This window comes from Citrobacter sp. wls619, assembly GCF_005281345.1.
In the GTDB taxonomy this organism is placed as follows: Bacteria; Pseudomonadota; Gammaproteobacteria; order Enterobacterales; family Enterobacteriaceae; genus Citrobacter.
The window spans coordinates 421,162-432,884 of sequence record NZ_SZXJ01000095.1 but is presented as its reverse complement, the minus strand read 5'-3'; the positions used below and the strand labels follow the sequence as shown (position 1 = coordinate 432,884).

8 protein-coding genes and 1 pseudogene are annotated in these 11,723 nt (G+C 48.6%); 6 read left to right on the top strand and 3 right to left on the bottom strand.

The window, feature by feature from the left end; all coding sequences use genetic code 11:
• The first annotated feature begins 232 nt into the window (after positions 1-232).
• Positions 233-439: a DUF1107 domain-containing protein gene (locus FDX19_RS19335; RefSeq protein ID WP_003025710.1), complete on the top strand. Its 207-nt coding sequence runs from the start codon at positions 233-235 to the stop codon at positions 437-439.
• 65 nt (positions 440-504) lie between these two features.
• On the opposite strand, the gene FDX19_RS19330 is transcribed toward FDX19_RS19335, so the two are convergent.
• A complete protein-coding gene (locus FDX19_RS19330; protein WP_137383976.1) occupies positions 505-1,842 on the bottom strand; it encodes a hemolysin family protein in 1,338 nt (445 codons plus the stop codon).
• A gap of 298 nt (positions 1,843-2,140) precedes the next feature.
• A complete protein-coding gene (gene msrA, locus FDX19_RS19325) occupies positions 2,141-2,779 on the bottom strand; it encodes a peptide-methionine (S)-S-oxide reductase MsrA (protein WP_137383975.1) in 639 nt (212 codons plus the stop codon).
• A gap of 212 nt (positions 2,780-2,991) precedes the next feature.
• Between msrA and tamA the strand changes: the two genes are divergently transcribed.
• From tamA to FDX19_RS19295, 5 genes are all read left to right on the top strand, one after another.
• A complete protein-coding gene (gene tamA / locus FDX19_RS19320) occupies positions 2,992-4,725 on the top strand; it encodes an autotransporter assembly complex protein TamA (RefSeq protein WP_137383974.1) in 1,734 nt (577 codons plus the stop codon).
• Positions 4,722-8,498: an autotransporter assembly complex protein TamB gene (tamB, locus tag FDX19_RS19315; RefSeq protein ID WP_137383973.1), complete on the top strand. Its 3,777-nt coding sequence runs from the start codon at positions 4,722-4,724 to the stop codon at positions 8,496-8,498. Before tamA ends, tamB begins: the two co-directional genes overlap by 4 nt.
• Before the next feature lie 2 nt (positions 8,499-8,500).
• A complete protein-coding gene (locus tag FDX19_RS19310) occupies positions 8,501-8,845 on the top strand; it encodes a gamma-glutamylcyclotransferase (protein WP_048212859.1) in 345 nt (114 codons plus the stop codon).
• Positions 8,846-9,467: 622 nt separating this feature from the next.
• Positions 9,468-10,415, top strand: a complete 948-nt coding sequence (locus FDX19_RS19300) for a methyl-accepting chemotaxis protein (protein WP_137383972.1) — start codon at positions 9,468-9,470, stop codon at positions 10,413-10,415.
• A gap of 490 nt (positions 10,416-10,905) precedes the next feature.
• On the top strand, positions 10,906-11,208 hold the full coding sequence (locus FDX19_RS19295) for a hypothetical protein (RefSeq protein ID WP_137383971.1): 303 nt from the start codon (positions 10,906-10,908) through the stop codon (positions 11,206-11,208).
• Positions 11,209-11,274: 66 nt separating this feature from the next.
• On the opposite strand, the pseudogene FDX19_RS19290 reads toward FDX19_RS19295, so the two are convergent.
• A pseudogene (locus FDX19_RS19290) lies at positions 11,275-11,665 on the bottom strand (integrase core domain-containing protein); the annotation flags it as partial.
• Positions 11,666-11,723 lie beyond the last annotated feature (58 nt).

Below are 11,723 nucleotides of genomic sequence, written 5' to 3'. Positions count from 1 at the left end.
ATGCCAGTTTGCGGACGGGCGCACAAATCCTGCGAAAAATGAAGGCTTATACTGAAGACAGCGAAGCGTTGAAAAGATAATTCTGAATAATTGTAACCTGAAGGTAAATAAACTTATACACGCTGGAAACATGGTTCAGATAGTCTATAGTCATAAGGCATTAAAATTTGCGCCTGAGGATTGTCGGACCGATTGTGGTACCGCAAAGGCGTAACGCTCAGCAGGAGATACAATGAAAATTTTCCAACGATACAACCCGCTGCAGGTGGCGAAGTACGTGAAGATCCTGTTTCGTGGACGGTTATATATCAAGGATGTAGGCGCTTTTGAGTTTGATAAGGGTAAGATTCTTATCCCAAAAGTGAAGGACAAACTGCATTTTTCTGTTATGTCCGAAGTTAACCGTCAGGTTTTGCGTCTGCAGACAGAGATGGCTTAACCAAAGTGCTATGCAGTAGTTAAAAAAACGGCTCCTGATGGGAGCCGTTGATGTTTCTGGCGGGATTACGCCCTGGTCTCTTCTTTTGCATCCGGCAGTTTCGGTACCAGGACGCTCGGTTTACTGTCCAGACGTGTTACCAGCAGCTGATCGATCTTGTAGTTATCGATATCCACCACTTCAAATTTGTAGCCTGAGAACTTCACTGAATCGGTGCGTTTCGGGATTTTACGCAGCATGAACATCATGAAACCGCCGATGGTTTCATAGTTACCGGACTGCGGGAATTCGTCGATATCCAGCACACGCATCACGTCATCAATCGGCGTACCGCCGTCAACCAGCCATGAATTCTCATCACGCGCGACGATCTGTTCTTCCAGACCCTGGCCGACTAAGTCACCCATCAGTGTCGTCATTACGTCATTAAGCGTAATAATCCCCACCACCAGTGCATACTCGTTCATGATGACGGCAAAGTCTTCGCCTGCGGTTTTGAAGCTTTCCAGTGCTTCTGAGAGCGTCAGCGTATCCGGAACAATCAGCGTATTGCGGATCTGCACGCCGCTGTTCAGCGCCATGCTCTGGTTTGCCAGTACGCGATTAAGCAAGTCTTTGGAATCCACATAGCCAATGATGTGGTCGATATCTTCATTACAGACCAGAAACTTGGAATGCGGATGTTCCGCCACTTTGTTCTTCAGGCTCTGTTCATCTTCGTGCAGATCAAACCAGATAACGTTTTCGCGCGAGGTCATTGAAGACGGCACGGTACGGGATTCCAGTTCAAATACGTTTTCGATCAGCTCATGTTCCTGCTTGCGCAGAACCCCTGCCAATGCGCCGGCTTCTACTACGGCGTAAATATCGTCCGAAGTGATGTCATCTTTACGCACCATCGGGATCTTAAACAGACGGAAAATGTTATTCGCCAGACCATTAAAGAACCATACCAGCGGGCGGAACACGAGCAGACAGAAGCGCATCGGGTTGATGATACGCAAAGCCACAGCTTCTGGCGCAATCATACCGATGCGTTTCGGGGTTAAATCCGCGAACAGGATGAACAGGCCAGTCACCAGGGAGAACGACAGAATAAAGCTCAATTGTTCGGACAGCTCTGGGGCAAAGTATTTCGAGAACAGACCGTTAAATGCCGGTGAAAACGCTGCGTCACCGACGATACCGCCAAGAATCGCAACCGCATTAAGACCAATTTGCACAACGGTAAAGAACATGCCGGGGTTTTCCTGCATCTTCAAAACACGTTGTGCGTTTACGTTGCCTTCATCGGCAAGCAGTTTAAGTTTTATTTTGCGTGAGGCAGCAAGCGAGATCTCGGATATCGAGAAAAACGCACTCACGGCGATCAGGCAGAGAATGACTAAAATACTGTTTAACATATCTTATCCGACCGTTAGGGCCAGATCCTCGGAAGGGAGAAGTTGGTACTCGTCGTCTTTCAAGCTGCAGGTGCGTTAGAGCCAGCGCTAGCGCTGTTCAAAACACCTATGGCGTTTTGTCCTGCAACCCGAAATCCATAAAGTATAAATCCAATGGAAAATTCATTGAAAACCTGCTCGTGGCGTTGAGCCGGTAAATTCAGACGCTAGTATAGCGTAAGGTACTGTAAAGCCGCCAGAGGTCACGTGAAGAGCGTGGGGAGGCCCGATAAGCGCTGTGCTATCGGGCCGTTGCGGATTAACTCTGCGGTGGCAGACAAACGCCTATGCCACCAATGCCACAGTATCCATAAGGGTTTTTATGCAGATACTGCTGGTGATCGTCCTCGGCGTAGTAGAACGGGGTCGCCGTGCTGATTTCCGTCGTAATCTCGCGTTCGTCGCCCGCGGCGGTCATTGCCGCCTGAAAACGTTCAAGGCTGGCCTGCGCGGCTGCGCTTTGCTCCGGGGTTAATGGATAAATTGCGGAACGGTACTGAGTGCCCTGGTCGTTCCCCTGACGCATACCCTGCGCCGGGTCATGATTTTCCCAGAACACCTGCAGCAGTTGTTCGTAGCTGATAACATGCGGGTCATAGACGATGCGTACCGCTTCGGCATGGCCCGTGTCACCGGAACACACTTCCCGATAGGTTGGGTTAGGGGTGTATCCACCGGTGTATCCGGCTGCCGTGCTGTATACCCCGGGTAATGACCAGAATAAGCGCTCAACGCCCCAGAAGCATCCCATGGCGAAATACGCTATTTCCATACCGTCGGGCACGTTGGTCATCGAATGTTGGTTAACCGCATGCAGCGTTGCCACTGGCATCGGGGTGTTGCGTCCAGGTAGCGCATCTGCTTGAGTAACAAGATGCTTTCTATCAAATAAACTCATGGCCGTTCTCCCGAAATCAGTCATTTGGGTTAAGGTTGTAACGAGACGCGTCTTTGCCCACAATAAATAGCGTGAATGCGTCTAGAGTTAAACATAAGAAATATTTGGGTTGTCGTCTGTTTTTCAACTCTTACTGTTGATTTTTTGTTAAGCCGAGGAACGGCATAGTATTTTTTTCCAGGGGTGGGAAAAAAGGATATTCAGGAGAAAATGTGCCACATATCCGTCAGTTATGTTGGGTGGGATTACTGTGCTTAAGTGGCTCCGCCACTGCTGCGAATGTTCGCTTACAGGTCGAAGGATTATCTGGACCGCTGGAGAAAAATGTCCGTGCGCAACTGTCCACGATCCAGAGTGACGAAGTCACACCAGACCGGCGTTTTCGTGCGCGCGTTGATGATGCTATCCGCGAAGGGCTAAAAGCGCTGGGCTACTTTGAGCCGACCATTGATTTTGAGCTACGTCCACCACCGGCAAAAGGACGTCAGGTGCTGATTGCCAAAGTGACGCCTGGCGAACCGGTGTTGATTGGCGGCACCGAGGTGATTCTGCGCGGTGGCGCACGTACGGACCGGGATTATCTGGACCTGCTGAAGACGCGTCCGGCAATTGGCACCGTGCTGAATCAAGGCGATTATGACAGCTTCAAAAAGTCGCTCACCAGCGTGGCGTTGCGTAAAGGCTATTTCGACAGCGAATTTAATAAAAGTCAGCTCGGGATAGCGCTCGATCGCCGCCAGGCATTCTGGGATATTGATTACAACAGCGGCGAACGCTACCGCTTTGGCCATGTCACTTTTGAAGGTTCGCAAATTCGCGATGAGTATCTGCAAAATCTGGTGCCCTTTAAAGAAGGTGAAGAGTACGAGTCGAAAGATCTGGGTGAACTGAACCGTCGTCTGTCGGCGACCGGATGGTTTAATTCCGTGGTGGTGGCGCCTGAATTTGATAAAGCCCGTGAAACCAAAGTACTGCCGCTAAAAGGCGTGGTCTCGCCGCGCACTGAAAATACCATCGAAACCGGGGCCGGCTACTCGACTGACGTCGGACCGCGGTTGAAAACCTCGTGGAAAAAGCCGTGGATGAACTCCTACGGCCATAGCCTGACCACCAGTGCCAGTATTTCTGCGCCAGAGCAGGTCCTTGATTTCAGCTATAAAATGCCGCTGTTAAAGAACCCGCTGGAGCAGTATTACCTGGTGCAGGGGGGTTTTAAGCGTACCGATTTAAACGACACCGAGCAGGACTCCACCACGCTCGCGGTCTCCCGCTACTGGGATCTGTCGAGTGGCTGGCAGCGTGCAATCAACCTGCGCTGGAGCCTCGACCACTTTACCCAGGGTGACGTCACCAACACGACGATGCTGCTCTATCCGGGTGTGATGATTAGCCGGACGCGCTCGCGCGGCGGGCTGATGCCTGTCTGGGGTGATTCCCAGCGCTATTCCATTGACTATTCGAATACGGCCTGGGGTTCAGACGTTGATTTCTCCGTCTTCCAGGCGCAGAACGTCTGGATCCGTACACTGTACGACAAGCACCGTTTTGTGATGCGCGGTAACCTCGGCTGGATCGAAACCGGTGACTTCGACAAAGTCCCGCCGGATCTGCGTTTCTTCGCCGGGGGCGACCGCAGTATTCGTGGCTACAAATACAAATCTATTTCGCCGGAAGGCAGCGACGGCAAGCTGAAAGGGGCCTCGAAGCTGGCGACGGGCTCGCTGGAATACCAGTACAACGTGACCGGGAAATGGTGGGGCGCGATGTTTGTCGATAGCGGTGAAGCGGTCAGCGATATCCGCAGAAGCGATTTCAAAACCGGTGCCGGGGTTGGTGTACGCTGGCAGTCGCCGGTAGGGCCTATCAAGCTCGATTTTGCCGTCCCTGTCGGCGACAAAGATGAACATGGTTTACAGTTTTACATCGGTCTGGGGCCTGAATTATGAGTTTATGGAAGAAGATAAGCCTCGGGGTACTGGTTTTTATCCTGCTGTTGTTAGGTACCGTCGCGTTCCTGGTGGGGACAACCTCCGGTCTACATCTGGTCTTCAAGGCAGCTAATCGCTGGGTGCCTGGGCTGGAGATTGGTCAGGTTACCGGCGGCTGGCGGGATCTGTCGCTGAAGAATATCCGCTACGACCAGCCCGGTGTGGCGGTAAATGCCGGTGAAGTGCATCTGGCGGTGGGACTCAACTGTCTGTGGAACAGTAGCCTGTGCGTCAACGATCTGTCGCTGAAAAACATCAACGTGGCGATCGACAGTAAAAAGATGCCGCCTTCCGCACCGGTTGCAGAAGAAGACAGCGGGCCGCTCAACCTTTCCACGCCTTATCCCATCACGCTTTCACACGTGGCGCTTAACAACATCAATATCAAAATTGATGACACCACGGTTTCCGTCCTGGATTTCACGTCCGGCCTCAACTGGCAGGAAAAAACGCTGACGCTGAAGCCAACGTCATTACAGGGGCTGCTGATTGCCCTGCCTAAAGTGGCGGACGTGGCGCAGGAAGAGGTCGTCGAACCGAAGATTCAACACCCGCAGCCGGATGAAAAGCCGCTGGGTGAAACGCTAAAAGATCTGTTCTCAAAGCCGGTGCTACCGGAGATGACCGATGTCCATCTGCCGCTGAACCTCAACATTGAAGAGTTTCGTGGCGAGCAGCTGCGTGTGACCGGGGATACAGATTTAACGGTACATAACATGCTGCTGAAAGTAAGCAGCATTGACGGCAACATGAAGCTTGATGTGCTGGATATCGACTCGAATCAGGGAACAGTAAAGGCCAGCGGCACGGCGCAACTCACCGACACATGGCCGGTTGATATTACGTTAAACAGCACACTCAATATCGACCCGTTAAAAGGCGAAAAGGTGAAGCTGAAGGTCGGCGGCGCGCTGCGTGAACAGCTGGAGGTCGGCGTCAATCTTTCCGGTCCGGTCGATCTGGATCTGCGTGCGCAGACGCGCCTGGCGGAAGCGGGGTTACCGCTCAATCTGGAGGTGAACAGTAAACAGGTTTACTGGCCGTTCACTGGCGACAAGCAGTTCCAGGCTGATGATATCAAGCTCAAGCTGACCGGAAAAATGACCGACTACACGTTATCGATGCGCACCGCGGTGAAAGGGCAGGATATCCCTCCGGCCACCATTACGCTGGATGCCAAAGGTAACGAACAACAGATCAATCTCGACAAACTCAGCATTGCGGCGCTGGAAGGAAAAACCGAGCTGAAGGCGCTGGTGGACTGGCAGCAGGCCATTAGCTGGCGCGGAGAGTTGACGCTGGATGGCATCAATACGGCAAAAGAGATCCCTGACTGGCCGTCAAAACTGAATGGTCTGGTGAAAACCCGCGGCAGTCTGTATGGCGGAAGCTGGCAGATGGAGGTTCCGGAACTGAAGCTGACCGGGAATGTGAAACAGAATAAGGTCAATGTGAACGGTTCACTGAAGGGGAATAGCTACCTGCAGTGGACCATTCCGGGTCTGCACCTGGAACTGGGGCGCAACAGCGCTGAGGTAAAAGGGGAACTGGGGGTTAAAGATCTCAATCTGGATGCGACGATTGATGCCCCGAATCTGGATAACGCACTGCCGGGGTTAGGCGGAACGGCGAAAGGGCTGGTAAAAGTTCGCGGTACGGTCGAGGCACCGCAACTGCTGGCGGATATCACCGCCCGTGGTCTGCGCTGGCAGGAACTTTCCGTGGCTCAGGTGCGCGTTGAGGGCGACGTGAAATCAGCTGAGCAAATCGCCGGTAGCCTCAACGTGCGCGTAGAGCGAATTGTACAACCTGACGTCAATATCGGGCTGGTCACTCTGAACGCCAAAGGCAGTGAAAAGCAGCATGAATTACAGCTACGCATTCAGGGGGAGCCGGTTTCCGGGCAACTGGATCTGGCCGGCAGCTTCGATCGCAAAGAACAGCGTTGGAAAGGGGCGTTGAGCAATACCCGCTTCCAGACGCCGGTCGGTCCGTGGTCGCTTAACCGTGCGATTGCGCTGGATTACCGTAACCAGGAGCAGAAAATCAGCATTGGGCCACACTGCTGGAATAACCCGAATGCGGAACTGTGCGTGCCACAGACGATTGATGCGGGCGCGGAAGGTCGCGCGGTGGTGAATCTTAACCGTTTCGATCTGGCGATGCTGAAACCGTTTATGCCGGATACAACCCAGGCCAGCGGCGTGTTCACCGGTAAAGCCGATGTGAGCTGGGACACCACCAAAGAGGGGCTGCCGCAGGGACAGGTCACGCTAAGTGGGCGTAATGTGAAGGTCACCCAGAGCGTAAACGATGCCGCGTTACCGGTCGCGTTTGAGACGCTGAACCTGACCGCTGACCTGCACAACAACCGTGCTGAACTGGGATGGCTGATTCGCCTGACCAATAACGGGCAGTTCGACGGACAGGTGCAGGTAACCGATCCGCAGGGACGACGTAATCTTGGCGGCAATGTGAATATCCGCAACTTCAATCTGGCGATGGTGAATCCCATCTTCTCCAGAGGTGAAAAAGCCGCGGGAATGATCAACGCCAATCTGCGTCTGGGTGGCGATGTGCAAAGTCCGCAGTTGCTTGGACAACTGCAACTGAGCGGTTTGGATATCGACGGTAACTTTATGCCGTTTGACATGCAGCCCAGCCAGTTAGCCGTTAACTTCACCGGAACGCGTTCGACGTTGGCGGGCGTGGTGCGTACGCAGCAGGGGCAGATTAACCTCAGCGGCGATGCCGACTGGAGCCAGATAGATAACTGGCGGGCGCGTGTTGCAGCCAAAGGCAGTCGCGTGCGTATTACCGTACCGCCGATGGTGCGTCTGGACGTCTCGCCGGATGTGGTCTTCGAAGCCACGCCGAGCCTGTTTACCCTTGATGGCAACGTGGATGTGCCGTGGGCGCGTATTGTGGTGCATGACCTGCCGGAGAGCGCGGTCGGGGTTTCCAGCGATATGGTCATGCTTAACAACAATCTGCAGCCAGAGAAGCCGCAAAGCGCCGGTATTCCGATCAACAGCAACCTGAACATTCATGTAGGCAACAACGTACGTATCGATGCCTTTGGTCTGAAAGCGCGTCTGACGGGCGATCTGAAAGTGGCACAGGATAAGCAGGGCCTTGGGTTGAACGGACAGATCAATATCCCGAGCGGGCGTTTCCATGCCTATGGTCAGGATTTGATTGTGCGTAAGGGCGAGCTGTTATTCTCCGGTCCGCCGGATCAGCCGTTACTCAACATAGAAGCAATTCGTAACCCGGATGCCACCGAAGACGACGTGATCGCCGGTGTTCGCGTCACCGGCACTGCCGATGAACCGAAAGCGGAGATCTTCTCCGACCCGGCGATGTCGCAGCAAATGGCGCTTTCCTATCTGCTACGTGGACAAGGACTGGACAGCGAGCAGAGCGACAGCGCGGCGATGACCTCAATGCTTATTGGCCTGGGGGTTGCACAAAGTGGTCAGGTTGTGGGTAAAATCGGGGAGACATTTGGCGTAAGCAATCTGGCACTGGACACGCAAGGGGTGGGTGACTCCTCTCAGGTGGTTGTCAGCGGATACGTACTGCCAGGTCTGCAGGTGAAATATGGTGTGGGTATATTTGACTCTTTAGCGACACTCACGCTACGTTATCGTCTGATGCCTAAGCTATATCTGGAAGCCGTGTCTGGCGTAGATCAGGCACTTGATTTGCTCTATCAGTTTGAGTTTTAGCAATGCGAATATTTGTCTACGGCAGTTTACGAACCAAACAAGGCAACAGCCACTGGATGACCAATGCCCTGTTGCTGGGAAATTTCAGTATCGACAACTACCAGTTGTACAGCCTGGGCCACTATCCAGGCGCAGTTCCGGGGAACGGAACGGTACACGGGGAAGTTTATCGTATTGACAACGCCACGCTGGCAGAGCTTGACGCTCTGCGTACGCGAGGTGGCGAATATGCACGCCAGTTAATTCAGACGCCGTACGGAAGTGCATGGATGTACGTGTACCAACGTTCTGTCGAGGGATTAACACTGATTGAAAGCGGTAACTGGTTAGACCGAGACCAGTACTGATATATCGCCTACGAGAATAAACAACGCCGCCTTCGGGTGGCGTTGTTTTTTGTATTAAGCCGTTGTAGGACGGATAAATAATCTGTACACACTCTGTGTAAACACCTTGTTCAGAAATGTCCCTCAGATGTTTTTATATTTTCACCAGTTCGTTAGCCAGTATCTGTAACTGTTTTTCGTCAATAAATTAACTTCCATTATATGCTGAATTGAATATATCAAAATCAGGCAATGCTAGAAATATATCTACAGTCTCCATCAGCGGCCTTTTTTACTCTCCTCCTATGCCAAAATTATAGGGCAGGATCGTCTACCGGGTGGGGCAGTCCAACAATGCTTCAAAAGTGTCAGAGTTATCCGTGGTGATGCACAGCGATCTAACTTAACATTTGACACATTAAATTTACATGCTTCGTCATATTACATCAAAAATATCATCTTTGACTCTTTTTTTCCAAATTGAAAAATAGATAGTTGATATATGCTAGAAAAGCAGTTTTTTAGCTATCACATTCAATTTAACTAACCTTTGTAGGCATTTTTATGTTTCATTTTTTCAAAAAAAAACACAATTTCATATGAAAGTAATCAGTATGATTCTGACTATGTAGTCAATGAAGTAGTGCTAGATCCTTCACTAGAAGAGATTTTATGCCATAAAGTATTATTAGGGATTTCATCAATCAATTTAGTACGAGACTCCATTCTGGAGTCCAGTGCAGAATTTGAGAAGCAGATAAAGCAAATTGATCAAGTAACACATCAAAACAATGAGGCAAGGGAATCTTTAAAAGCATTAACATCAATCATTAACAATATTAGTGTTCACTCTGAAGATACTGAACATAGCATAAATACTTTAAATCTATCGCTTTCAAAAATCACGGAGTGCATTAAAAGTATTCAAAAAATCGCTCAACAAACTAATCTTATCGCTATAAACTCATCTATAGAGGCAGCAAAGGTCGGAGATTCAGGAAGGGGTTTTAGTGTAATAGCAACTGAAGTTAAAAGGCTGGCTGAAGACGTCACAAATAGTGCTATAACAGTGAATGCTCGAACCGAAATGATACTAGAAGATTCAAAAGAAATAAATATTGCGAATGCCGAACAAAAGAAATTAGTCAATAACACCATGATTAACATAAGTGAAATCGTAAATTTGATAAACAACATTATAATAAAATCAGAAGAAATGAAAAAAATACTAGAACAAATGTTGATAATTCAGTTTCTAAATGTCGTGAATATAGACCATGTTTTATGGAAGTTAAATATTTATCAAACCTTACTAAACAAGGAAAAAGATAAACAATCTACATCTCATAACCAATGTAGATTTGGAAAATGGTTTTATGGCCCATCAAGCAAAGCATATGCACACTTAAAAACATTTTCTCTCTTAGAAGAACCTCATAAAAAAGTACATGCTTATGGGAATTCTGCATTAAATGAATTCACTATCGGAAATTTAAAGAAAATGTCTCAAGATCTAGATTGTATGGAGAAAAGCAGTACTGAAGTAATGCTCCAAATATCTAAACTCATGCATGAATTAAGTCTAAGATGAAGAAAATTTAATTGTAAAAGCCACTCGTCGTCACGGCATACCATTAATATTCATTTAGCACAAGTCCTTTCTATACAAAAAACAAAAGTGAGCGCTTATTGTTTTATTGATTTTAGTATCTGGTAGGTCTGTAAATTTTCGTGTAAAAAATAGTGACTTTCTGAATTCTATATAGATAATGAACTTACCCCATGTAAGTTGTATGGGGTAATATCAACATTGTACTCATAGTATTTTATGGGTGTAATTGAAAAATTATTATTAGAGGGATTGTTATGAAAAAGATGTTACTAGTCTTAGCCCTTGTAGCTTCTTTCGGAAGCTTTTCTACTTCTGTTTATGCTAAATGGGTTTGTTTCACGGACGGAACCTGCATTGATATAGGTGATATTGGCGTTCATCCGTAATGTACTGTCGACCCTTGGTTTGAAGGGGTCGACTTTCTATTAACTGTTACAGTACCGGGTTCAAAATAAATAGCGGGTTATTGATGAGAAAATTCATATTCCTTACTTTAATTATTAGCCTTTCTGGATGTGTTAAGTATCAGTGGATTAAACCAGGTGCAGATAAACATCAGGAAAATATTGATGAGACAAAATGTACAGCACAAGCTTTAAGAGATTTACCACCTGATAATATTATTACTGGCAAGTACACATTGATGAATAAAAAGAATAATGGCACAGATACTCGCTATTCTACAAATGATGCTAACGAGTCAAAGAGATATATATTGGTGAATGACTGTATGCACCAGAAAGGTTGGCGAAGGGTAGAGTCTAAATATTAATAGACATCGTTATACTTCACCTTTGCAGATATTATTAGAATTTATGTAAACAGACCCTTTTTAGTTTCACGTACGCTTTGAGATCCCGACCAGATGATACTTCTGTCGGTATTCCTCTGGTGTCATATTGTTTAGTGCTTTATGAGGATATTCACAGTTATATTCTGAAAACCCTCTCTTCGTGATTTTTAGAAATTCATTCAATGTTCTGAATAGATAGAAATCGATTACTTTTGTGCGATATGTCCGGTTAAAGCATTCAATGAATGCGTTCTGAGTTGGTTTGCATGATTTGATAAATTCCAGCTTTACTGCATGCATTTCTGCCCACTCAGCCAGAATCAGTGAAATAAATTTTGGACTGTTATCCATGCTAAGCATCACAGGATATCCCCGGTTTGCTGCGATCCTGTTGAGTACACGAACGTGGCAAATTCAGTTCTATTTCGATTGCCAGCTCCGTGGCAGACATCTGTGACGGTTCGTCCGGCTTCAACTCATTTACTCACCGTAAT